Consider the following 24,771-nt stretch of genomic DNA (forward strand, 5'->3'; position numbering starts at 1 on the left):
ATAACGCTCTTTCTGAGTAATAACTATCGAGAGATCAGTACTATTTCAATTCTGCTTTCATTTTTTGAATGATATCTTGATAGCTTAAATGGCTGTTAAAGATCGCGCTGCCGGCGACAAATGTATCGGCTCCTGCGGCAGCAATCTCTTTGATGTTGTGCTCGTTGACACCGCCATCAATTTCAAGGCGAATAGGGCGACCGAGTGCTTCACTCTTCTCATCGATGATTGTTCTTAATGCTCTGAGTTTATCAAGGCTTGAAAGAATGAATTTCTGTCCACCAAATCCTGGGTTGACACTCATGACTAATACCATATCGAGATATTCCCACGCATGATCTAATACTGAGATCGGCGTTGCAGGATTGAGCACTAAACCCGCTTTGCAACCTAATGATTTAATGAGCTGTAATGAACGGTCAACGTGCAGAGATGCTTCTGGATGAAAGGTAATGTAAGTTGCACCTGCTTTGGCAAAGGCTTCAATCATTCGATCAACAGGGGAAACCATTAGATGAACATCAATGGGTGCTGTAATGCCATAGTCTCTGAGCGCTTTACAGATCATAGGACCAAAAGTGAGATTTTCCACATAGTGATTATCCATGACATCAAAATGGATAATATCAGCACCACCTGCGATGACTGCATCCACTTCTTCACCTAATTTGGCAAAGTTCGCAGAGAGAATAGAAGGTGCTATTGCATAAGGTTGTTTCATGGTTATTGATCCTTAATCAAGTTTAGTTAAAACACGATCCATAGCGGCAATGGTCTCATCTAGATCTTCATAAGTATGAGCGCTTGAAAGGAATCCCGCTTCAAAAGCACTAGGTGCAAGGTAGATTCCCTCATCGAGTAAACCATGATAGAACTTTTGGAAGAAGTCGATATCAGAGCGAGTAGCATCGCTAAATGTCTTCACTTCGCCCTCAGTAAAGAAGAGCCCAAACATTCCGCAAACATGATTAGTCGAGAGTGGACGATTGTGTTTGGCAAAAATGGCTGTAATGCCTTTGATCAGGTAATCTGTTTTAGCGCTCAGATCTTCATAGAAACCCTCTTTAGAGATCAGTTCTAGCGTTTTAATGCCGGCAGCCATCGCTACAGGATTACCGGATAACGTTCCCGCTTGATAGACCGCACCATTTGGGGAGAGATGATCCATAATCGCTTTTTTACCGCCAAAAGCGCCCACAGGCATTCCGCCGCCGATCACTTTTCCAAAGGTTGAGAGGTCAGGTGTGACGCCATATAGCCCTTGGGCAGAGTATTTACCGACTCGAAAACCCGTCATCACTTCATCGATGATAAAGACAGCGCCATGTTGATCACAGCATTCACGAATTGTCTCAAGGAAACCAGGTTGAGGAGGAATACAATTCATATTGCCGGCAATAGGTTCTACGATCACGCAAGCAATCTCATCGCCATACTCGGCAAATACCACCTTAACAGCTTCAGGATTATTATATTCAATCACAATGGTATGTTGTGTTAAATCTGCAGGCACGCCAGGAGAAGAGGGCTCGCCAAAAGTGAGAAGTCCTGATCCTGCTTTTACGAGCAGAGAATCAGAGTGGCCATGGTAGCACCCTTCAAATTTAACGATTTTATCGCGCCCGGTATAACCACGAGCAAGGCGAATAGCGCTCATTGTCGCTTCTGTCCCGGAGCTGACCATGCGAACTTGATCCATTGAGGGTACAAGTTCTAGAACTCGTTTGGCGAGCTCAGTTTCTGAAACAGTAGGAGCGCCAAATGAGAGCCCATTTTTAGCTGTTTCTACAACGGTTTCAATCACTTCAGGATGAGCATGACCGACAATCATCGGTCCCCAAGAACCCACATAGTCGATATATCGCTTGCCGGCTTCATCATAAACATAGGCACCTTCCCCTTTTTTGAAGAATACAGGCGCACCGCCGACCTGTTTAAAAGCACGAACAGGGGAGTTAACACCGCCGGGAATATATTTCTGTGCTTCTTGATATAATGCGTCAAATTGACTCATAAATGGATCCTTTATTCTGTTTTAGTTTGAATAAACATTGCAATAAAATTGAAATAAACAACGATAAATAGTGATATCTCTTATTATGGAACTAAATCTCTATTTGTTCAACCGAGAGAAATTCACTACAATAGCGTCTAACAATTAATTGAAGGAAAGTTCATAAATGATGATCAATGAAGTAAAAGATAAATTGATGGAAGCACTCGATGAAGTGAAAGCCATTAATCCTGTAGCATTTGATGTAGAAGGACTCGTAAGTTACGCTGATTGGGTTGTGATCGCTTCGGCCACTTCAAACCCACATCTGAAAGCGATGGTGCGTAAATCTGAAGAAGCAATGCTCAAAGCCGGCATTAAGCCGATCGGTATTGAAGGAAATAATGGTTCATCTGAATGGATTTTGATCGACTTTGGCGATATCGTTTTGCATCTCTTCACAGAAGAGAAACGTGATTTTTATAACCTTGAAAAACTCTTTGTGCGCGCAGACTAAGCCTCTGATGCCGCATTAAATAATTAAATTATTAAATGTTTATTAAGTCAAAGCGATGATAGGCGTAAAAAGAGATAAGAGGTTCGTGCGTTAAATTATGGTGATCTATCTAATTGCTGTAGGTAGCAATATGCCCCAATGGGTCAAAATGGGCTATGAAGAGTATGCCGGGCGTTTGCGTGCGGATGTAACGCTTAAGCTTATTGAGATTCCGGCATTGCCCCGTAAGAAAAATGCGGATGTAAAACGTATCCTCAAAGAAGAGGGGGAAAAGTTACAAAAAGCGATTCCAAAAGGCGCAATGATTGTCGGGCTTGATGTGATTGGGCAAGCGGTTACCACGCCACAATTGAGTGAAAAGATGGCTAGTTGGATGTTATCGGGGCGAGATATTGCGCTCTTAATCGGTGGGCCTGAAGGGTTTTCGCCGGAGATCAAATCACTCTTTGAACAATCATTGTCGCTCTCTAAATTAACGCTTCCTCATCCGATGGTAAGGGTGTTAGTGGCAGAACAGCTCTTCCGCGCTTGGAGTATTTTGAATAATCATCCTTATCATCGTGAATAGATCTGATTGATGCAATGAGTTATAAAAGAGTCATGTTATTTACATTTAACGTCTGTTTAGTGTGTATAGCGAATTAAAGATCTTGACAACATCGTTGCTAAAAGTAAACAGTAGAAGTAAACGTAAAAATAACAGTAAAAAGTTAATTAAGAAGATCGTGTTGTATCGTACAGCACGATTTTTTTATCTTTCGATTTTTATAATCAAGCATGTCTAATGCTCTGTTGTTTAAAAATGTAAATTTTTGTATATGTTGAGCGTAATAATTTATAATCACTATGATATAGATCAGTTATCACTAGAATTAAAACTTAAACTAAAAATTACAAGAGTAGAAAGAGGACTTATGAAAAAGATCTATCGAATGACTTGTCTCTCGCTTCTAACGTTATTGCCGATGATAGCGAGTGCGGATGAAGGGGAGAAAGTTTATACAAAAGGGGGTGAAAACCCTATGGCAATCGCCTGTATGACCTGTCATGGCATGCAAGGTGAGGGAATGGCAGTTGCCGGTTATCCGAATATTGCAGGTAAGTCAGCGGGATATCTTGCTAAGCAATTACAAGATTTCCAAACAGGTGAACGTAGTCATCCTGTGATGGATAGCATTGCCAAAAACTTAAAGCCAGAAGAGATTGAATCGGTATCTCTCTATATGCAAAATTTGCCAACGTCGGAGATTGTTGAAATTACGCGTGCATCGGTGCCTACAGATTTGGGAAGTCAATTGGCACTTCGAGGTGATTGGAGTCGTCATATTCCTGAGTGTATTACCTGTCATGGTCCAAGCGGTGTAGGGGTTGGGGAAGCATTCCCAAAACTGGCAGGGCAAAGTGAGCTCTATATCATTAATCAGATGAATGCTTGGAAAAATGGTACACGTCACAACGATCAAGCGGATTTGATGGGGCATATTGCTCGTAATTTGACAGATGAAGAGATTCAAGCAGTCGCGGCGTATTTTGCCAATATGCCGACAGTAGGGCAAGCGGGGAAATAGTTATGAGAGATGAGATGACAAACGGAATGAAAAAGATTGCCAAAGTAACGACTTCAATCATGGCGACTTCGCTTTTCGCATCGGGTTTAATGGTCTCGAGCTTGATGACTTCAGTGGCGATGGCACAAGAGAATGCGACACCGGAGATCGCAGCGGAAAAGATAGCAGAGAAGAGTGCTGATAATGGGGTAGCGATGGATGATCAATCACAATTGCCACAAGCCCCGAAAATTAAAGCAGGTGCTGAATATCACCAGCCACCAAGTGAAAGCGAAATCCCGGATAATGCCTTTGGTGAGATGATTCGTAAAGGGCAAGCGATCTTTGTGGATACCAAGCGTGAAGTGCCGGAATATGTCGGTAATGGTATGACGTGCGCTAATTGTCACATGGATCAAGGAAAGATGCCTAATGCCGCACCGCTTTGGGCTGCTTATGTGATGTATCCTGCTTATCGTAGTAAGAATAATAAGGTCAATACTTATGCGGAGCGGATTCAAGGATGTTTCCAATTTAGTATGAATGGTACTGCACCAGCCGCAGATAGTGAGGCTATGACAGCGCTCATTACTTACTCTTATTGGTTGGCGAAAAATGCCCCTACAGGCGTATCATTGCCAGGACGAGGTTATCCTGAAGTTCCTAAACCTGCAGATGGCTATAGCATTGAGCGCGGTGAAATTGTCTATAAAGAGAATTGTGCACTTTGTCATGGAGCCGATGGTTTAGGCCAGAAAGTAGGCGATAACTATGTATTTCCACCTTTATGGGGGCAAGATTCTTATAACTGGGGTGCAGGTATGCATCGAATCAATACGGCTGCCGATTTTATTAAAGCGAATATGCCATTAGGAAAAGGGAATACCTTAACTGATCAAGAAGCTTGGGATGTTGCTGCTTTTATGAATAGCCATGAGCGCCCACAAGATCCTCGTTTAATCGAGGGTTCTGTTGAGAAAACGCGGGAAAAATATCATGCCAATGATGGTGTGAATCTTTACGGTGTTGAGGTCAATGGTGTGATTCTCGGTCAAGGAACGAATTAATGTTTAACAGAGAATCATATTGAACCGAATCAGCCGATAATAGTCGAGAAGCCCGATGATGAATCGGGCTTTTTTATTGCTAATTATTCGGTGAATAGAAATATCAAAGGGTAGAAAGATTCGTTGAAAATAAGCTTCATTTAAATAGCGGCGCATCAGGTGATCGAGACAAGGAAGCTGTTTTATCCGGCATCTTGCAAGTGTTGATTAGTCTAGTGTTATGTTTTTTTAAAGCTAGATAGCCACTATTTAAAAATCATTTTTCTTAAATTACATTCACTATCATTCAACATTAATCTGTTTTTGTTTGTTACTTGTATATTTTTTGTAGTAAGTCCTCATATTATGATCATTATTTTGTTATAATTGCCTGATAATAAAGATAACGATCGTTAACAGTTGGTTAAATGCTGATTGAAATAGATCTCTGTGGACAAAAGTAGATAGTATAAATCTCAGTAAGGTAGGGGGCATTATGCCAAGTTATATTGCAGAATTAATCGGAACAGCTGTCATGATTCTCTTTGGTGGCGGAGTGGTGGCAAACGTGGTACTCAATCGCTCAAAAGCATCTGGCGGTGGTTGGATTGTGATTATTATGGGTTGGGGATTTGCGGTGATGTTAGCGGTGTTTGCTGTTGGAAAATATAGTGGTGGTCACTTTAATCCGGCGGTGACACTAGGCTTGGCGATTACGGGAAAATTTCCTTGGGCGCATGTGCCTGGCTATTTTCTCTTTCAGTTGTTAGGGGCAATGTTGGGATCATACCTCGTTTGGCTTCATTTTAAACCCCATTTTGCCGTCACAGAGAATGCCATAGCAAAGCGAGATATTTTCTGTACGACACCGGCGATTGAGAGTTATCCTCATAATCTCGTATCAGAAATTATCGGAACAGCAATTCTCATGTTTGCCATTCTTTTTATCGGAATCAATGAATTTACGGGAGGGCTACAACCTGTTGTGGTAGGGTTTCTTATTATGGCAATCGGTTTAAGCCTTGGCGGTACAACGGGTTATGCCATTAATCCTGTACGTGATTTAGGCCCGCGTATTATGCATGCATTATTACCGATTCCAGGAAAAATGGACTCTAATTGGTCTTACGCTTTTGTGCCGGTATTAGGGCCTATTGTGGGAACTATTTTAGGGGCTTCATTATATGGTTTACTCTACCGAGAGGGAGCCGATAATAGCATGGGAATTTTTGAAGCGCTTGTATGGCTTTTAATTGGCATTGGCGGTACTTATTATGGTATTCGTTACGCAGGTAAGAAGCAGGCAATAAAGCACAAAATTGAAGAGAGTCCAGATCAATATTAAAGGTTTGGCATCCTAGTTTTACTCAGTTTTTCGCATTTTCTTTGCGGGAAATAGATTTGAAGAATCAACATTAGAAGAATCAACATTAGAAGAATCCATATTAGAGATTCATTTCAATGGTCATGAAATAGTTTTAAAGTAGTCATACCGTTACTATTGTGATTAGTGAACTGTGTTAGTTTGTATATTCATTTGTAATTATTCGTTTATATAGTTATTAGTTTATAGGGTTTATAAGATTCATAAGGAGTCAATATGCAGCAATATGTAATGGCCATCGATCAGGGGACGACAAGTACTCGAGCGATTATTTTTGATAAAGCGGGGAATATTAAAGGTAGTTCACAGCGAGAGTTTCGCCAAATTTTCCCGCAGCCGGGTTGGGTGGAACATGATCCTACTGAAATTTGGGCTTCCGTTTTATCGGTCATGACAGAAGTATTGGCAGAGAATAGTATTAGCCCTAAAGAGATTGCTACAATCGGGATTACCAATCAGCGAGAAACAACAGTTGTTTGGGATAAAACCACAGGGTTACCAATCTACAATGCGCTTGTATGGCAATCAAGACAGACAGAAAAAATCTGTGATCAACTCCGTCAAGCAGGGCATGAAGCAACCTTTAAAAATAAAACAGGTCTACTCATTGATCCCTACTTCTCAGGCACAAAAGTTGCTTGGATTTTAGATCGCGTTGAAGGGGCGAGAAGTCGGGCGGAAAAGGGTGAATTACTCTTTGGTACAATCGATAGCTGGTTGATTTGGAAATTGACAGGTGGAGCGGTGCATGTGACCGATTATTCCAATGCTAGCCGAACATTGATGTACAACATTTATGATTTAAAGTGGGATGAGGAATTACTCTCTATCTTAAATATTCCCGCGAAAATGTTACCGAAAGTCTGCTCTTCATCCGAGGTTTATGGAATTACATCACCACAACATTTCTTCGGTGAAGAGATTACTATTTCAGGCGCTGCCGGGGATCAGCAAGCAGCACTCTTTGGGCAAGCTTGTTTTAAAGAGGGAATGGCGAAGAATACCTACGGAACCGGTTGCTTTATGTTGATGAATACCGGTGAAAAGCAAGTGCGTTCAAATAGCGGTTTATTAACAACCTTAGCTTGGGGAATTGATGGTAAGGTGCAATACGCTTTAGAGGGCTCCATTTTTGTGGCAGGATCGGCAGTACAGTGGTTACGTGATGGCCTGCGGATGTTCCAACATGCCAAAATGTCGGAAGATTATGCGAAACGAGTAGAATCGACTAATGGCGTGTATGTCGTTCCGGCCTTTGTTGGTCTAGGAACACCTTATTGGGATCCTGATGCGCGGGGTGCGATCTTTGGAATTACTCGGGGAACTGAAAAAGAGCACTTTATTCGGGCTACATTAGAATCGATCGCTTATCAAGCAACTGATGTGCTTCATGCAATGCAGAAAGATTCTGGGCTTGAGTTGAGTTCTTTGAGAGTCGATGGTGGGGCTTCTTTGAATAATTTCCTAATGCAATTTCAGAGTGATATCTTGGGGGTTGAAGTGGATCGTCCGAAGATTAGTGAAACAACGGCATTAGGGGCAGCCTATCTTGCTGGACTTGCCGTTGGCTATTGGTCTTCTATTGAAGAGATTGATCAAATTTGGAGACTAGATCAACAATATCAACCAGAGATGGATGAGCAGACACGCAATAAGCTCTATCATGGTTGGCAATGTGCGATTAAAGCCACACAACTTTTCAAGCCTGAGGCGAATGAAGCTTAATATAGCTTGTATAAAGCTTACATGGTGCTTACATGAAGCTTTTTTCTAACCTTAGTTTTATTTAAAAAGGGAGTACTTTGGGGAGAAGGAGTACTCTTAAAGGAGTCAAAATATGAACTTTTCAGCTTTACATCGACAAGAGATGATTCAGACACTTGCCGAAACGGCCTATGATGTTGTCGTTGTGGGCGGTGGGATTACTGGTGCGGGGATCGCCTTAGATGCAGCAAAACGGGGAATGAAGGTTGCCTTGGTTGAGATGCAGGACTTTGCGGCCGGTACGAGTAGTCGTTCAACAAAGCTTATTCATGGTGGGCTGCGCTACTTAAAGCAGTTACAAATTTCAGTGGTCATGCATTCAGGGCGGGAACGGGCAGTGGTATATGAAAATGGACCCCATGTGACAACGCCGGAGTGGATGTTATTGCCGATGCATAAAGGCGGGACTTTTGGGCCTTTTTCAACTTCGATTGGCTTAATGGTGTATGACTTTTTAGCGGGAGTGAAGAAATCAGAACGCCGTACAATGCTTAATCGTGAGCAAACTATTGCGAAAGTACCGCTTGTGAAGCAAGACGGGTTACTGGGCGGCGGTTACTATGTGGAGTATCGTACAGATGATGCGCGTTTAACCATTGAAGTGATGAAGCGCGCAGTGGGATTTGGGGCAACGGTACTCAATTATGCGAAAGCGACAGCCTTTCTTTATGATGAGAATAATCAGGCGAATGGGATTGCTGTAGAAGATCTGACCACAGGCAAAACCTTTGAGATTCAAGCGAAGAAAGTGATTAACGCAACGGGTCCTTGGGTGGATGAGATGCGCCAAAAAGATAAGGCGAAGCTCAATAATAAACATCTACGCCTCACAAAAGGGATTCATCTTGTGGTAGATCAATCCCATTTTCCTTTAGAGCAAGCTGTCTATTTTGATACCGAAAAAGATAAACGCATGATCTTTGCGGTTCCAAGAGATGGAAAGACCTACATTGGTACGACCGATACGGTGTATGAAGCGGATAAAGCACATCCTGTCGCAACAGCTGAGGATCGGGATTATCTTATCGATGCGGTGAACTATATGTTCCCAACGGTTCACCTCACTAAAGAGCATATTGAATCCTCGTGGGCCGGTATTCGTCCGCTGATTTGGGAAGAGGGGAAAGATCCTTCAGAGATCTCTCGTAAAGATGAGATCTGGGAATCTGAAACAGGTCTTTTGACGATCGCAGGGGGTAAATTAACCGGCTATCGTCATATGGCGGAAGAGATTGTGGATCGGTTAGCAGAAGTGTTAAAGCGGGATTATAATCTCTCATTTGATCCTTGTGCTACAAAACATCAACCGATCTCGGGGGGAGATATGGGCGGCTCAAGTGCATTCCCCAGCTTTATTGCAGCTCAGGTAGAGAAGGGGAAAGCGGCCGGATTGACGGAAGCAGAGAGCCATTTCTTAGCGCGTTACTATGGTACAAACTCTGATATTCTCTTTACCCATTTCAGTGAGAATCCGATAGAAGATCAGCCTGAATTATCTCGTTTAACAGCACTTCGCCTCTGGTATGCGCTTAATTATGAGAATGTACTCTATCCTGATGATTTCTTAATTCGCCGTACTGGAATGCTCTTCTTCAACATAGAAGGTTTATTAGCAGAGAAAGATGCGGTACTTGCGGAGATGGCTAAATTCTTCCATTGGGATGATGCGATGTTAGTCAAAATGGCAGAGCGTGTCGCTTTAGCGATTGCAGATGCTGCGAATTTTCCGGAGAAAGCGAGCCTTAATGCTGAATTGAATAGTCGTCAATAAAGTAAATGTAGGTCAGCGTATTCAATAAGAGCTATGTGAGTAGTGATGATTTAAGTATCGTAAATTGGGTTTAAGAAGAATGATTTTTGAGCAGCTAGTATGGGATTTTAAAAGAACATAAGGCCTCTTACTAAACAACGCTTGCAAGATGCCGGATAGAACAGCTTTCTTGCTTCTCATAAGCGATGCGCCGGCATTTAAATAAGCTTATTTTGAACCAATATTGCTATATAAAGTTGTTACAAAGTCGTATAAAAGAAAACCGACCCTTAGGGTCGGTTTTTTATCTCTTTGCATATGATTCAATATCGTATGTACAGGTCTTGTATATATAGATACTGATAGAGAACCTTTATTGAGGATATTGGCTAAAGAGTCGCCAATAATCCATCTCTTGATGCGTTTATCCGATTATCGCTTATAACGATTACCCTTTATAACGACTTAATACTAAGGCAGCATTTGTACCACCAAAGCCAAAGCCATTGTTGAGGATATGATCGAGTTTTGCATCATCAATACGTTTACGCACGATTGGGAAGTCCACTAAGGCAGGATCTACTTCATCAATGTGAGCGCTCTCTGTGATGAAGTTATTTTGCATCATTAGTAAGCTGTAAATGGTTTCATTCACACCGGCAGCACCAAGTGCATGACCTGTGAGTGATTTCGTTGAACTGATATGTGGCACTTTATCGCCAAATACACGGCCAATCGCTAATAATTCAGGCGTATCACCTGCAGGTGTTGAGGTACCATGCGTGTTGATATAATCGATTTCACCCTTGACATTTTCAAGTGCCATACGCATACAACGTTCAGCACCTTCACCACTGGGTGCAACCATATCATAACCATCAGATGTTGCGCCGTAGCCGGTGATCTCTGCATAGATTTTAGCACCCCGTTTAAGCGCATGTTCTAGCTCTTCGACCACAACGATACCGCCGCCGCCAGAGATGACAAAACCATCACGATCTTTATCATAAGCGCGTGAAGCGACTTCAGGGCGGTCATTATATTTTGAAGAGAGTGCGCCCATCGCATCGAACATTGCACTCATATAAGGATGAAGCTCTTCACCACCGCCGGCAAAGACCATATCTTGTTTACCGAGTTGGATCTGCTCATAAGCATTACCAATACAGTGAATAGAGGTTGCACAAGCAGAGCTGATTGAGTAGTTTACTCCTTTGATTTTAAAAGGGGTCGCTAAACAGGCAGAAACAGTTGAACCCATCGTACGCGTGACCATATAAGGGCCGATACGTTTAGTCGCGCCATTTTTGCGAAGAATATCGATACTATCGATCTGATTCTTAGTAGAAGCACCACCAGAACCGACGATTAAGCCGGTGCGAGGATTTGAGACTTCTTCTTCAGAGAGACCTGCATCTTCAATCGCTTGTTTCATTGCAATATAAGCATACGCCGCAGCATCTGCCATAAAGCGGAAATGTTTACGGTCAATATGCGCCGCAAGATCAATATTAAGAGCGCCATGAACTTGAGAGCGAAAGCCTAAGTCTGCCATCTCTTGAGAGAATTTGATTCCAGATTGCGTATTGAGGAGTGATTGTAAGACCTCATCTTTATTGTTGCCGATGCTCGACACAATACCAAGGCCTGTAATAACAACACGTTTCATTAAAAAAATTCCTCCTGAAATTAAAAATTGTCTGTTTGTGTGAAGAGGCCAACTTTTAGATCTTCACCTACATAGATCTCTTTGCCATCGACTTCCATTGTGGCGTCGGCAATTCCCATCGTAAGAGATCTTAAAATAACACGCTTCATATGAATGTTATAGGTGATTTTTTTAGCGGTTGGCAATACTTGACCGGTAAATTTTACTTGGCCTGCGCCTAAAGCGCGACCACGCCCTTTGCCGCCCATCCAACCAAGATAGAAGCCAACAAGCTGCCACATGGCATCAAGTCCTAAGCAACCAGGCATTACGCTATCACCAATAAAGTGACATGGGAAGAACCAAAGATCAGGGTTCAGATCGAGCTCGGCTGTGATTGATCCTTTACCGTATTTACCCCCGCTTTCGGTGATAGAGACGATGCGATCGATCATGAGCATCGGTGGCATGGGAAGCTGTGCATTTCCTTCACCAAAAAGATTGCCTTTTGCACACTCGATGAGTTCATCATATGTAAAACTTGATTGCGTTGTAATTCTTGACACGTTTAATTGATCCTATGAAATGAGATAAGTATTTATTTTCTATCTGTTTTTGATTAGTCTTTCGTAAATTGGCACGATATTTAATTATATGCATAAAACGAAAAAGAAAATAATTTTTAATCTGTTATTATACCGAAAAAAAAGGAAAAGGACTATAAGTCTTGATAAAGGCTCGGCTCTCCCTTAGGTCTTGTTTTAAATCGACGATGTGCCCAGAGATATTGCTCAGGTGCTTCTAAAATCCACGACTCAAAAAGCTGGTTAATACGTAATGTATCAGCCTCTAAATCTTCGGTCGGGAAATGCTCTAACATCGGTAAAATATGGATATGGTAACGATTACCTTTACGAACAACATAATAAGGGAGAGCGGCAGCCTTTCCGAGTCGACAGAGTGTGGAGGTTGCCGTAATAGTTAGGGTATTTACGCCAAAAAAAGGGATGAAGACATGATCGGTACTGCCATAGTTTTGATCAGGAGCATACCAAATGAGATCCCCCTCTCGTAAAAGCCGAATCATGCGCCTAGTTTCATCACGAGTTATGGGTTCAAGTCCGGATTGTTCAAAGCGACCTTGATATTGCACATATTCATAATATTCATTTTCATGAGGCCGATACATACCGCGTACCTTTGTTTTAAAGGAGATGGCGCGCCCTCCTAATTCAAGCGATGTCATATGAAGTGTTAAGAGAAGGGCTCCTTTACCACTTTCTTCAAAGGCTTTAAGATTCTCTAATCCTTCGTAAACAAGATATTTTTCAAGTTGTTTACGGGGCATATACCACGCAATAATGACTTCAAAAATCGCCATTCCCATTGAGAGAAAGTTCGCTTTAATCAGTTTTTTTTGCGCTTTCTGATCGAATTCTGGGAAGCAGAGCTCAATATTGCGCTTGATAATTTTTCGGCGACTTCCTGCCACATAGTAGGAGCAAAATCCGACAACCTTTCCTAAAAATAAGAGGAAAGGCAAGGGAAGATGCGCTACGATTTTGGCGAGAAATATTCCAAAAGCGAGCAACTTATGGTCAGAGGCTTTTGGTGCGGTTCTTGTCTGCATACTCGTTCATTGACTCTATATAAATTGCACCGATTATATCATTTTTTTACGGAAGAAGGGATCCATCATAATTGTATGAATTTTCAGCTGTATATTTAAATCCCGTGGTTTATTTAATGTCTGTTGAAAGAGTCACCGATGGGGATCGTCACAAAAGGCGAGAATGACTTTCAAAGATCAATTGATATTTAATGGGATTTTATTACCAATATGCGCTAAAATCAGCCTCTCAACTCATCGTGAAAATGATAGAAGTTAAGTCGCGCGCATCAATGCGGGGAAATAGCCTCAATGATAGGATTGATGGGCTAATTTCGAGGATAATAATAGATTCGATGAGTTTTAATGAGTTAGCAGCTTGAAGAGCAACATCAGAATATTGATAACCCTATTTAATAGGACTCTATTTTGCTATTGCTATTTCAGCGATTTTACTTACGCGGTTTTACGCTATGAAAGGTCTTGTTATGCGATTACAGAAACGATCCTTATGGGCGCAATGGTTACTGCTTTGTGCTACGGTATTGGCACTTGTAGGATGTGGCTTTCATCTACGGGGCAATGTTCAATTTCCAGAGGTATATCAGAAAGCCTTTATTGAGAGTAATGAGCCTGCTTATTCACTCGACAGTGTGGCCTTTTATATTCAAAGGGCGCTTCGTTCACAAATCACGTTTGTTGACAACATTGAAGCGGCGGATATGATTATCAATGTCCAAGAAACCTATGATTCTCGGATTGTATCGAGTAATACCACAGGGATTAATCGGACTTATACCAATGAATTATTTGCGACCATATATATTAGTGATCGTAGTGGTCAATTGATTTTTAGACCAGAGCAGTTTTCAAAATCAGAGAGCTTTACCCTTGATGAGCGGGAACCTTTAGCGAAAACAACCGCAGAGGAAGCGATCAAACGGGAGCTTGCGATTGAGTTGAGCCAAGATTTTGTCCGTCGTCTTGGTGTTCAGATGCGCAGCCGTTAATCTGAAATTGATGGGATCAGGTCAGTTATAACGATCATCATACTGCTATGGGAATGGAAATATGAAGTTATAACTTATGATGTCAGATCCGATGTGATGTCAGATCCGATGGCTGTTTCGATATCCGTTAGAGATGCATACAATATTCTGCAAGATCTAATAGATATCATTCAATAGAGTTTATTTAACAAAAATTGTTTAACTGAGATTGTTTAATCAATAATAAAGAACAACAAAGAAAGAGGGAATTATTGTGAGTAACGGAGCGTTAACCACTATTAAAGATGTACAGGCGTATGAAGATGAACGAAATGTAGAGATTTCTCAAGTAGGCATTAGCGGGTTACGTCTTCCACTTGAGTTTGCCAACGGTGGAAAGAGTCAACATACGGTGATGGAAGCGGCTTTTACGGTGACGCTACAAAAAGAACGTAAAGGAACGCACATGTCACGTTTTATCGAAGTGTGGGATATGCAGCCTAAACCGTTCTCACTTGAAGGTGTCGGCATTCTATTGCAAGATCTTAAAACCAAGCTCGATGCACCACAAGCTCAGGCGTCACTACAGTTTCCGCTCTTTTTTGAAAGAGAAGCGCCCGTTTCTAAAGCGAAGAGCTTAATGGATTTTGAATGTGGCATTGATGTAGAGCTTAGCAAGGATGAGGCGGATTCAAGCTATACGCTTCACCTGATGGCACCGGTCACAAGCCTTTGCCCTTGTTCAAAAGAGATTTCTGAATTTAGTGCCCATTCACAGCGCTCTCACTTAACAATCTCTTTAGAGTTTAAAGATTTTGCCAGCTTTGCCGCTTTAGAGATCGACCAATTATTGAAAACGATGGAATCAGTCGGTTCCTCCAAACTCTATCCGCTTTTAAAGCGTCCTGATGAGAAATATGTCACGGAACACGCTTATAAAAATCCCCAATTTGTAGAGGATTTAGTGCGAGATTTAGTGGTTCTACTGCGTGAACGAACCGACTTATTAGCATTTTCGGTTCAGTCTGAAAATTTTGAATCGATTCATAATCATCAAGCTTATGCGAAAGTGAATTATATCTTTTAGGATAATCAGATAGAGTCGTTCAAATAGAGTCATTTAGATCGAGTCATTTAGATCGAGTCATTAATACCATTCACTCGGTAATAGCGCGGTTTAACAAAAAGCCTCAATGAATTTCCAGAGAGAAATGATCATTGAGGCTTACTTTTTGTTAAGATAGTACAATATTACATATTAGCAATGTTTCACGTGTGTCATTTAGGGCACCGATCTATTGAGGAGATATAGATGATAGAATCCGATCGCCTAATTGTGAGTGATCAACCTTTTGAAGAAGAGAAGGTGATCGATCGTGCGATTCGTCCTCGGCAACTCGCCGATTATACCGGGCAATTACCGATTCGCCGGCAACTTAATATCTATATTCAAGCGGCAAGACAGCGACAAGAAGCGCTCGACCATGTTTTACTCTTTGGTCCACCAGGATTAGGTAAAACAACGTTAGCGCATATTATTGCTTATGAAATGGGCGTGGGGTTGAAGCAGACTTCAGGGCCGATCTTGGAAAAGGCCGGTGATTTAGCCGCGATTCTGACGAGTCTTGAAGAGAATGATATTCTCTTTATCGATGAGATTCATCGGCTCAACCCTGCGGTAGAAGAGGTCCTCTATCCTGCGATGGAGGATTATCAACTTGATATTATGATCGGAGAAGGGCCTGCCGCGCGCTCTGTGAAAATTGATCTTCCCCCTTTTACATTGATAGGTGCTACTACAAGAGCCGGATTATTATCCTCCCCACTTCGAGATCGTTTTGGAATTGTCTCGCGTTTGATGTTCTATACCCACGAAGAGCTGACAACTATTGTGAAGCGCTCTGCTAATCTTCTCAATGCCCCGATTACCGAAGAAGGGGCTTTTGAAATTGGTCGGCGTTCTCGAGGTACACCGCGAATTGCGAACCGATTACTGCGCCGAGTGCGAGATGTGGCACAGGTAGAAGCCGATGGGGATATTACCATTGAGATTGCAAAGCGTGCACTAGCGATGCTTGATATCGATAATGCCGGTTTAGATGAGCATGATCGTAATTTTCTACGTTTAATCGTGGATAAATTTGATGGCGGACCGGTCGGTATTGATACTTTAGCGGCAGCAATAGGTGAGGAGAAAGGGACGCTTGAAGATATGATTGAGCCTTTCCTAATACAAGAAGGATTTATTATGCGTACGCCAAGAGGGCGAGTGGCGACTAATCATTGTCGGCGTTATTTTGGTTTGACTATTGATAGTGACATTGAAACAGAAATAGCGGTGTTATCGGATACTTTAGTACCGAAAGAGTAGAGTTGTATTAATAGATTTTACATGAGTAAGTTTGTACCCGTATTGTGAGAATGAGATGACCAACGATTTTTATCAACAAGTAGCCGATGCGCTCTATGAAACAGATCCCGCATTAAAATGCAGTAAAGTGCGGAATTTACATGAGTCTTTGCAAATAGGTAGGGTTGTGCCTTATGCGGATCATGATATTGCCGAGATTTTACCTGCAGGACGACCGGAAGCCCCTCGTTTAGTTCACCCGAACGATGTACCGCGTCGAGGATTGGGGAGTAAAGAGGGGATTTTGGCATTAGTACACGCGATTTGCCATATTGAATTTAATGCGATTAATTTAGGACTAGATGCCGCTTATCGCTTTCGAAATATGCCGCGGCAATTTTATAAAGATTGGATTTCGGTGGCGAATGATGAAGCGAAACATTTTGGGTTACTAGCGGGATATCTAGAACGGGAAGGGAGCTATTATGGCGCTTTTGAAGCCCATAGCGGTCTATGGGATTCTGCAGAGAGAACAGCTCATGATCCTTTAATTCGTATGGCGCTTGTACCAAGAGTATTAGAAGCGCGTGGTCTTGATGTTACGCCGGGCATTATCAATAAGCTTAAACAGGCGAAAGAAGAAGATGTCGTGGCGATGCTTCATATTATTCTAGAAGAAGAGGAGGGGCATGTATTAGTAGGGAATCATTGGTATCGTTATCTCTGCAATGCTCGCAATTTACCCCCGAAAGAGACTTTTTTTGCACTACTTGATGAGTATGGGCAAACGTTGAAGCCGCCCTTTAATATCGAGGCAAGATTACGTTCAGGCTTTACCCAAGAAGAGATTGATTTCTTAGTAGATTCTATTGATTTGAAATAAGCGTTATCAAGGCTAAAGCCGTGCGCTTAAGGAGAAAAATATATGACAGAAACGAATGAGATACGGCATCAAGCGATCAAAACAGCGTTATTAAAACTTCATTCGGCAGTTTTTATCGGTATTTCCGGTATTGTTCTGACAGAGGAAGAGCAAAAATGGTTACAGCATCCATTAGTCGGTGGCGTGATTCTTTTTAGTCGTAATTATCGGGATATTGAGCAACTAAAGGCGTTGACAGCAAGTATTAAGGCGATCAATCCCCAATTGCTGATTTCTGTCGATCATGAAGGCGGGCGCGTTCAGCGTTTTCGAGAAGGCTTTACGGCTTTAGCGCCGATGCGAGCGCTAGGGGATCATTATGACAACACACCAGAAGAGGCATTAACGCTTGCATTTAATACCGGTTATACCATTGCAAGAGAGTTACAATCGGTGGGGGTTGATTTTAGTTATGCACCGGTATGTGATCTTGATTATGGCGTCAATCCTGCCATTGGAGATCGTGCTTTTCATCGAGATGGGAAAGTCGTTGCAAAGCTTGTTTTAGCACTTTATGAGGGGCTAAAAGCGGGAGGCTCTATTGGTGTTGCGAAGCATTTCCCGGGACATGGATTTGTCAATGTGGATACTCATTTAGCAATAGCCCGCGATGATCGATCGTTAGCAGAATTAGAAGATAGCGATTTATTACCTTTTAAAACGCTCATTAATGCCAGCATTGAAGCTTTAATGCCAGCGCATATTATCTTCTCTTGCTTAGATGCTGAGCATACGGTGATTACTTCTCATCAATGGCTCAACTATCTTCGTCATCAATTGAAATTCAGTGGTGCGATTATTAGCGATGATCTTGATATGGGCGGTGCGAATCACTTAGGAAGCGTTGACGAGAAGGTGAAAGCCTGTTTCGATGCCGGCATTAATATTGTGCTACTCTGTAATGATATGACGGCGATTCGATCATTGTTACAGCGGTTTTAGTAAGAGTAGAATCTTTTGTCATTGAAGCTAATAGGAGATGTATAAGTCTTGTATTTCGGCCAGTGAATGAAGGCGTAATTTCTATTTAAATATTTTTATTTTATAAAAATATAATATTACTTAAAATTATTATAATAATATGTTATTTTAACTATACGCTTGATTGATATTTGTAATAATGTATGGAGGTTAAAATGAGTTTTATTGAAATGATTAAAGAGAAAATTGCAGAATTCATGGGCAAAGCAAAAGCGGAGCATCAAGCTCATGATCATAAGGCAGAATCCAAAGCCGGCACACAAACAGACGTTAAGGCAGAAGAGAAAACTGAGGTAAAATCAGAATCAGAAGAAGCAACGGTAGAAACAGCTCAAGAGGATACCTCAGAAAAGAAAGCTGAGGATGGCGCTACAGCAACGGAAAAATCTACCGAAGGCACACAGGAGAAAAGTAAAACTTTGGTAGAAGAGCCTAAAGCATAAGAGGGCATAAAGGCTAATCACAAATCATAAGATTTAAGAGAGAAGTCTAGGGGACTGTTATTATTCTCTCATGGTGATTTTACTATGTTATTCTCAAACCGATTAAAGTTACCCACAATTTCTGTGGATAAGTTTCAGGATAAGATGATCATAGTTCGTGGATAATGTGAGTATATTTGTAGGTAGTTGATTTTTAATTGTTTTTAAGGAATATAATGCTCATAAAAAACCGCTCATTAATTGAGCGGTTTTCTGTTTTTGTCTACATCGTTTGAGCTTAAATGATCGTTAAGCGTTTAATATAATAATATCGGTTCAAAATAAGCTTATTCAAATGCCGGCGCATCAGCTGTAAAAAGCAAGGAATCTGTTCTATCCGGCATCTTGCAAGTCTTGTTTAAAAGCCATTTTTCTTAAACCAAATTTATTATAATAGATCTATCGATAAGGATTTATTGATTAACGAACCTATTGATCTTTAGCAGAACGTTGTAATTTACGGCGATCTGCTTCAGTTAAATAACGCTTACGAAGACGGATAGATTTTGGTGTGACTTCTACTAACTCATCGTCATCAATAAACTCAATGGCACGCTCAAGTGTTAACTTAATTGGCGTTGAAAGTGTTAATGCTTCATCGGTACCCGCAGCACGAATATTAGTCAGCTGTTTTGCCCGAAGCGCATTCACCACTAAGTCATTGTCACGACTATGAATACCGATAATTTGACCTTCATAGATCTCATCACCATGGCTTGTAAAGAGGCGACCACGTTCTTGAAGGTTAAAGAGCGCATAGGCTAGCGCTTTACCTTGACCATTTGAGATCAATACGCCATTTTGACGTTGGCCTACAGTGCCTTTTTTGATAGGACCATAATGATCAAAGTTATGGAACATTAAACCTGTACCATTGGTGAGAGTCATAAACTCTGTTTGGAAGCCGATCAAACCGCGTGAAGGGATAATATAGTCGATACGAATACGACCTTTACCATCTGGCACCATATCTTGCAATTCTGCAAAACGGGTTCCCATTTGCGCCATAATATCACCTTGGTGACGCTCTTCGATATCGAACGTTAGTGTTTCGTAAGGTTCAAGTTTCTCACCATTCTCTTCACGAATAATCACTTGAGGACGACCGACCGCCATCTCATAGCCTTCACGACGCATATTTTCAATTAAGACTGAAAGGTGAAGCTCACCACGACCTGACACTTTAAAGACATCGGCACTATCTGTCGGCTCAACACGAAGGGCTACATTGTGAAGTAGTTCTTCTTCAAGACGTTCTTTGATTTGACGTGAAGTGACAAATTTCCCCTCTTTACCTGCAAATGGAGAAGTATTCACTTGTAACATCATAGAAACGGTGGGCTCATCCACTGTTAATGGCGGTAAAGCCTCTACGTTTTGTGGATCACAGATCGTATCTGAAATAAAGAGTGGATCTAAACCTGTAAAGCTGATGATATCGCCGGCTTGTGCTGATTCAAATTCAATTTTGTTAAGGCCATGGAAGCCAAGAATTTGTTGAATTTTACCAGAGCGTTTATTGCCTTCACGATCGATCGCAACCACGTTCATGTTTTTATGTACTTTTCCGCGCTTGATACGACCAATACCGATCACGCCGACATAAGAGTTGTAGTCTAATGAGGAGACTTGTAGTTGGAATGGGGCATCGACTTCAACATTAGGTGCGGGAACGTGATCTACGATCGCTTGGAATAGCGGTTCAAAGTCACCACTACGGATATCATCCGTTAAACCGGCAAAGCCATTGAGACCTGAAGCATAAACTACAGGGAAATCAAGTTGCTCATCTGTTGCGCCGAGTTTATCAAAAAGTTCAAATGTTTGATCTAAAACCCAGTCAGGACGTGCGCCTGGGCGGTCAATTTTATTGATCACTACGATCGGTTTAAAGCCCATTGCAAACGCTTTTTGTGTTACGAACCGCGTTTGAGGCATAGGCCCTTCAACAGAGTCAACGAGTAATAATACAGAGTCAACCATAGAGAGAACACGTTCAACCTCACCACCAAAGTCCGCATGTCCCGGAGTATCTACGATATTGATACGGTAATCTTTCCAATTAATCGCAGTGTTTTTAGAAAGGATGGTAATACCACGCTCTTTTTCGAGCTGATTCGAGTCCATGACTCGTTCTGCCACTTCTTCTCGTGCATCAAATGTGCCTGAACTTTTGAGCAATTGGTCAACGAGCGTTGTTTTACCATGGTCAACGTGGGCAATAATGGCGATGTTTCTTAATTTTTCTATCATTTTCTCTTCTTTAGTCATTTTCAGTGCCTAATGGCAATCTAGAAGGGCTGCATCAGGCGTGTTGCATTAAGGTTGTCTGTTTTCTAGGCAGATATTATAGCTTATTTTTTTCGTTTTTTTTGAGTTAATTTACTTTAAGATATTGGGAATGGGTAGGCTTAAAAGGATAGTAAATACAATGAATTACAAAAAAGTAGCGATAAATCTTCATTTGTAAAATAAATAGACTTCTTTCGATGATTGACAATATTTGAAATTATGCGTAATTTGCGAGAAGGTCGACAGATTAAAAATCTCAAGGTTTTAGCTCTCTAAAGCGTATTTGGATTCCTCATTAATAAAACGTCTTACTAAAAAGCATGACGCCTGGTGAGTAAAAAATAACAGAGGTCATGAATGAATATTAGGTTATGAAACGTCAGTCAGCGGTTAACTAGAAATATCAATGAGTGATCGCTAGCTTATCCTATAAAGGCTGTTATATTAATGGTATTTGATAGAGACACCAGATTCGGTAGAAACTTTAGATATAGAGATATACTAAATGTAGAGATACTAAACAGCTGTCCTATTTTTTTATTATTGAATAGATTTATTAATAGATAATTTACAAGAAAGTATTCACAAAGAGGAACTTCATGTCACAACAACCATCCACAGACTTCAAACGTCTTGATTTGCTGCCCCCTTATGTTTTTAGCGTGATTGATCAGTTAAAAGCAGAGGCCGCCGCCAATGGTCAAGATGTCATTGATTTTGGTATGGGTAACCCAGACCAGCCAACACCGCAACATATTGTCAAAGCCTTAGTGGATGCCGCCCAAGCCGGAGAGAATCACCGTTATTCAGCCTCAAAAGGGATTGTACCAGTGCGCAAAGCGATCTGTGATTGGTATCAGCGGAAATTTGCTGTGACACTTGACCCTGAGACAGAAGCGATTTATACCATTGGTTCTAAAGAGGGATTAGCGGATTTAACGTTAGCAGTGCTTGATAAAGGGGATGTTGTACTTGTACCAGATCCTGCGTACCCCATTCATACTTACGGACCGATTATTGCCGGTGCGACAGTGATTCAGGTGCCAGCAGGTCCTGAAGATGATTTTGAAGCAAATCTACAAGCCGCGATTGAAAACTCGCCGGTTAAACCGAAGATGATGATTCTCAATTATCCTTCAAACCCTACTTCTGAATGTGTGGATATCGCCTTTTTTGAGCGTATTGTTGCACTTGCGAAAAAGCATAATATTTGGATTGTGCATGATTTAGCGTATGCTGATCTCTCTTTTGATGGTTATCGCGCACCCTCCATTTTAGAAGTGAAAGGGGCTAAAGAGATTGCTGTTGAAGCTTATACACTCTCTAAAAGCTACAATATGGCCGGCTGGCGCGTTGGTTTTATGGTGGGAAATGCAACATTAATTGCGGCGCTTACGAAGATGAAATCCTATCTGGATTATGGCTCATTTGCACCAATTCAATATGCCGCTTCCGTTGCTTTGACAGGGCCACAAGATTGTGTTGAAGAGATTCGCCTACGTTATCAAACCCGTCGTGATCAGCTCTGTGAAGGCTTAGCATCGATTGGGTGGGATGTGAAAAAGCCAAAAGCATCGATGTTCTTATGGGCAAAAATTCCCGAAGCATATCAATCATTAGGTTCGATGAAATTTGCTGAGAAACTTATTAAAGAGGCTTCTGTCGCTGTATCGCCTGGTATCGGCTTTGGTGAGGGCGGTGAAGGTTATGTGCGTTTTGGATTGATTGTGGATTCAAAGCGGACGGAGAAAGCGATTGAGAACCTAAGAGCATTATTTGTGAAAGATGGATTACTCTAGCGGTGATTTTTACCCTAAGGCTTATCAAATTAAGCGTAAGAAAATAGCAGAAATAACGGCATTAGGTTGATTGAAATTGCGGTAAATCAATAGGTTAAAGCTGTAGTATGTTATAATTAAAAGCCATTTAATCAAGATGATAGATGGCTTTTAATTTGCTTTAATTTATTTAAAACCTGACGAATAGAGAAACTTTTCCATATAGACAATGGCTTGTAGTTTTTTTGTTACAAGATCTGGCGAATCGTCGAGAAATGGGGCAAAAAGACGGTAGATATCGGCGTTTATATCGGTTAAAATAGAACTGTTTTTCAATTTATGTAGGAGTGTTGTAGTATGACTAAAGTACTTGATGTAGTAAAACCAGGTGTTCTCTCTGGAGATGATGTACAAAAAGTGTTCGCGATTGCAAAAGAGAATAACTTTGCGATCCCAGCGATTAATGTTGTCAATACTGAATCAATTAACGGGGTATTAGAAGCCGCTGCAAAAGCAAAATCACCTGTGATTATCCAGTTTTCAAACGGTGGTGCGCAGTTCTATGCCGGTAAAGGTTTAAAGTTAGCAGACTACAATGGCCAAGGTGCGGCAGTACTAGGGGCTGTTGCCGGTGCTAAGCATGTACATGCTATGGCGGAAGCTTATGGTGTTCCTGTGATTTTACATACAGACCATGCTGCACGTAAATTACTTCCTTGGATTGATGGTTTATTAGATGCGGGTGAAAAATTCTACGCAGAAACTGGTAAACCGCTCTTTTCATCTCATATGATTGATCTTTCCGAAGATACTTTAGAAGATAATATCGCAACTTGTGCAAAATATCTTGAGCGCCTTGCGAAAATGGGGATGACACTTGAAATCGAGTTAGGCATCACCGGGGGTGAAGAAGATGGCGTTGATAATTCATCAGTAGATAATGCGCTTCTCTACACTCAACCTGAAGATGTTGCTTATGCTTATGAAGAATTGAGCAAAGTGAGCCCACGATTCACTATTGCGGCTTCGTTCGGTAACGTGCATGGTGTTTATAAACCAGGGAATGTGGAATTAAAACCTATCATTCTTGATAATTCACAAAAATATGTAGCGGAGAAATTCAATTTAGGTGAAAAACCATTGAACTTCGTATTCCATGGCGGTTCAGGTTCAGACCTTAAAGATATTCGTGAAGCAATTAGCTACGGCGTGATCAAAATGAATATCGATACGGATACACAATGGGCAACTTGGGAAGGTGTATTGAACTACTATAAAGAGAATGAAGGTTATCTTCAATCTCAACTGGGTAATCCAAAAGATCCGTTTGGTCCAAACAAAGCTTACTACGATCCTCGTGCTTGGCTTCGTAAAGGTCAAGAGAGCCTTGTTAAACGCGTGTTAGTAGCGTATGAAGATTTGAACGGTATGAACCGTAACTAATTCATTAGTTCATATTAATGGATGATATAACCATTGTTAGCGGTCAATGATCAATGAGAAAGCCCAAGTATTTTAAATGCTTGGGCATTTTTAATGCCTTAGATTTAAGTGTAAAAAAGCTCCAACTGCCGATGATGGGATCAATCTTCTGAGTTATTTATAGTGAAATCGGTTCAAAATAAGCTTATTAAAATGCCGGCGCATCAGTTGTAAGAAGTGCGAAAGCTGTTCTATCCGGCATCTTGCAAGTGTTGTTTAAAATCATTTTTCTTAAAC

At 41.4% G+C, this 24,771-nt stretch carries 21 protein-coding genes; 15 read left to right on the plus strand and 6 right to left on the minus strand.

Features of this window, described 5'->3' with window-relative positions; genetic code table 11:
• Window positions 1-40: 40 nt before the first annotated feature.
• Window positions 41-721 (minus strand): ribulose-phosphate 3-epimerase, encoded by a 681-nt coding sequence (gene rpe, locus WMO13_RS02295; protein ID WP_026879697.1) that lies wholly within the window; start codon window positions 719-721, stop codon window positions 41-43.
• A gap of 12 nt (window positions 722-733) precedes the next feature.
• Complete coding sequence (hemL, locus tag WMO13_RS02300; RefSeq protein ID WP_026879698.1) at window positions 734-2,014, minus strand: glutamate-1-semialdehyde 2,1-aminomutase; 1,281 nt, start codon at window positions 2,012-2,014, stop codon at window positions 734-736.
• A gap of 166 nt (window positions 2,015-2,180) precedes the next feature.
• Between hemL and rsfS the strand changes: the two genes are divergently transcribed.
• The 7 genes from rsfS (at window position 2,181) to WMO13_RS02335 (ending at window position 10,022) form a co-directional block, all read left to right on the plus strand.
• Complete coding sequence (gene rsfS / locus WMO13_RS02305) at window positions 2,181-2,510, plus strand: ribosome silencing factor (protein WP_026879699.1); 330 nt, start codon at window positions 2,181-2,183, stop codon at window positions 2,508-2,510.
• A gap of 97 nt (window positions 2,511-2,607) precedes the next feature.
• Window positions 2,608-3,078, plus strand: coding sequence for a 23S rRNA (pseudouridine(1915)-N(3))-methyltransferase RlmH (gene rlmH, locus WMO13_RS02310; RefSeq protein WP_026879700.1), 471 nt, complete (start codon window positions 2,608-2,610; stop codon window positions 3,076-3,078).
• A 346-nt stretch (window positions 3,079-3,424) separates the two neighbouring features.
• A complete protein-coding gene (locus tag WMO13_RS02315) occupies window positions 3,425-4,078 on the plus strand; it encodes a c-type cytochrome (protein ID WP_026879701.1) in 654 nt (217 codons plus the stop codon).
• Window positions 4,079-4,272: 194 nt separating this feature from the next.
• Complete coding sequence (locus WMO13_RS02320; RefSeq protein WP_245601188.1) at window positions 4,273-5,124, plus strand: c-type cytochrome; 852 nt, start codon at window positions 4,273-4,275, stop codon at window positions 5,122-5,124.
• Between the two features lie 475 nt (window positions 5,125-5,599).
• Window positions 5,600-6,448 carry an MIP/aquaporin family protein gene (locus tag WMO13_RS02325; RefSeq protein ID WP_342386891.1) on the plus strand — a complete coding sequence of 283 codons (849 nt, stop codon included), beginning with the start codon at window positions 5,600-5,602 and terminating at the stop codon, window positions 6,446-6,448.
• A gap of 255 nt (window positions 6,449-6,703) precedes the next feature.
• Window positions 6,704-8,212, plus strand: coding sequence for a glycerol kinase GlpK (glpK, locus tag WMO13_RS02330; protein ID WP_342386892.1), 1,509 nt, complete (start codon window positions 6,704-6,706; stop codon window positions 8,210-8,212).
• 112 nt (window positions 8,213-8,324) lie between these two features.
• A complete protein-coding gene (locus WMO13_RS02335) occupies window positions 8,325-10,022 on the plus strand; it encodes a glycerol-3-phosphate dehydrogenase/oxidase (protein ID WP_342386893.1) in 1,698 nt (565 codons plus the stop codon).
• 427 nt (window positions 10,023-10,449) lie between these two features.
• On the opposite strand, the gene fabB is transcribed toward WMO13_RS02335, so the two are convergent.
• The 3 genes from fabB to lpxL all read right to left on the minus strand — a co-directional run bounded on the left by fabB (window position 10,450) and on the right by lpxL (window position 13,279).
• The gene (gene fabB / locus WMO13_RS02340; protein WP_342386894.1) at window positions 10,450-11,670 is read right to left on the minus strand and encodes a beta-ketoacyl-ACP synthase I; all 1,221 of its coding nucleotides are present in this window, start codon (window positions 11,668-11,670) and stop codon (window positions 10,450-10,452) included.
• A 20-nt stretch (window positions 11,671-11,690) separates the two neighbouring features.
• Window positions 11,691-12,206, minus strand: a complete 516-nt coding sequence (gene fabA / locus WMO13_RS02345) for a 3-hydroxyacyl-[acyl-carrier-protein] dehydratase FabA (RefSeq protein WP_342386921.1) — start codon at window positions 12,204-12,206, stop codon at window positions 11,691-11,693.
• Between the two features lie 161 nt (window positions 12,207-12,367).
• On the minus strand, window positions 12,368-13,279 hold the full coding sequence (lpxL, locus tag WMO13_RS02350) for an LpxL/LpxP family Kdo(2)-lipid IV(A) lauroyl/palmitoleoyl acyltransferase (protein WP_342386895.1): 912 nt from the start codon (window positions 13,277-13,279) through the stop codon (window positions 12,368-12,370).
• A 467-nt stretch (window positions 13,280-13,746) separates the two neighbouring features.
• Between lpxL and lptE the strand changes: the two genes are divergently transcribed.
• The 6 genes from lptE to WMO13_RS02380 all read left to right on the plus strand — a co-directional run bounded on the left by lptE (window position 13,747) and on the right by WMO13_RS02380 (window position 18,943).
• Window positions 13,747-14,268: an LPS assembly lipoprotein LptE gene (gene lptE, locus WMO13_RS02355; RefSeq protein ID WP_342386896.1), complete on the plus strand. Its 522-nt coding sequence runs from the start codon at window positions 13,747-13,749 to the stop codon at window positions 14,266-14,268.
• A 253-nt stretch (window positions 14,269-14,521) separates the two neighbouring features.
• On the plus strand, window positions 14,522-15,334 hold the full coding sequence (folE2, locus tag WMO13_RS02360) for a GTP cyclohydrolase FolE2 (protein ID WP_342386897.1): 813 nt from the start codon (window positions 14,522-14,524) through the stop codon (window positions 15,332-15,334).
• A 225-nt stretch (window positions 15,335-15,559) separates the two neighbouring features.
• Window positions 15,560-16,618 (plus strand): Holliday junction branch migration DNA helicase RuvB, encoded by a 1,059-nt coding sequence (ruvB, locus tag WMO13_RS02365; RefSeq protein ID WP_342386898.1) that lies wholly within the window; start codon window positions 15,560-15,562, stop codon window positions 16,616-16,618.
• A 55-nt stretch (window positions 16,619-16,673) separates the two neighbouring features.
• Window positions 16,674-17,480 (plus strand): ferritin-like domain-containing protein, encoded by an 807-nt coding sequence (locus WMO13_RS02370; RefSeq protein ID WP_342386899.1) that lies wholly within the window; start codon window positions 16,674-16,676, stop codon window positions 17,478-17,480.
• Between the two features lie 42 nt (window positions 17,481-17,522).
• The gene (gene nagZ / locus WMO13_RS02375) at window positions 17,523-18,461 is read left to right on the plus strand and encodes a beta-N-acetylhexosaminidase (protein ID WP_342386900.1); all 939 of its coding nucleotides are present in this window, start codon (window positions 17,523-17,525) and stop codon (window positions 18,459-18,461) included.
• 194 nt (window positions 18,462-18,655) lie between these two features.
• The gene (locus tag WMO13_RS02380) at window positions 18,656-18,943 is read left to right on the plus strand and encodes a hypothetical protein (RefSeq protein WP_342386901.1); all 288 of its coding nucleotides are present in this window, start codon (window positions 18,656-18,658) and stop codon (window positions 18,941-18,943) included.
• Window positions 18,944-19,411: 468 nt separating this feature from the next.
• Here the strand turns inward: WMO13_RS02380 and typA are convergent, their stop codons facing one another.
• Entirely contained in the window at window positions 19,412-21,235 is a 1,824-nt protein-coding gene (gene typA, locus WMO13_RS02385) for a translational GTPase TypA (RefSeq protein ID WP_026879424.1), read from the minus strand.
• A gap of 638 nt (window positions 21,236-21,873) precedes the next feature.
• Here typA and WMO13_RS02390 point away from each other — a divergent pair.
• Both WMO13_RS02390 and fbaA read left to right on the plus strand, forming a co-directional pair.
• Complete coding sequence (locus WMO13_RS02390) at window positions 21,874-23,073, plus strand: aminotransferase class I/II-fold pyridoxal phosphate-dependent enzyme (RefSeq protein ID WP_034856103.1); 1,200 nt, start codon at window positions 21,874-21,876, stop codon at window positions 23,071-23,073.
• Window positions 23,074-23,409: 336 nt separating this feature from the next.
• The gene (fbaA, locus tag WMO13_RS02395; protein WP_026879425.1) at window positions 23,410-24,495 is read left to right on the plus strand and encodes a class II fructose-bisphosphate aldolase; all 1,086 of its coding nucleotides are present in this window, start codon (window positions 23,410-23,412) and stop codon (window positions 24,493-24,495) included.
• Window positions 24,496-24,771: the final 276 nt, after the last annotated feature.

The organism is Ignatzschineria larvae DSM 13226 (genome assembly GCF_038500265.1).
Classification (GTDB): domain Bacteria; phylum Pseudomonadota; class Gammaproteobacteria; order Cardiobacteriales; family Wohlfahrtiimonadaceae; genus Ignatzschineria; species Ignatzschineria larvae.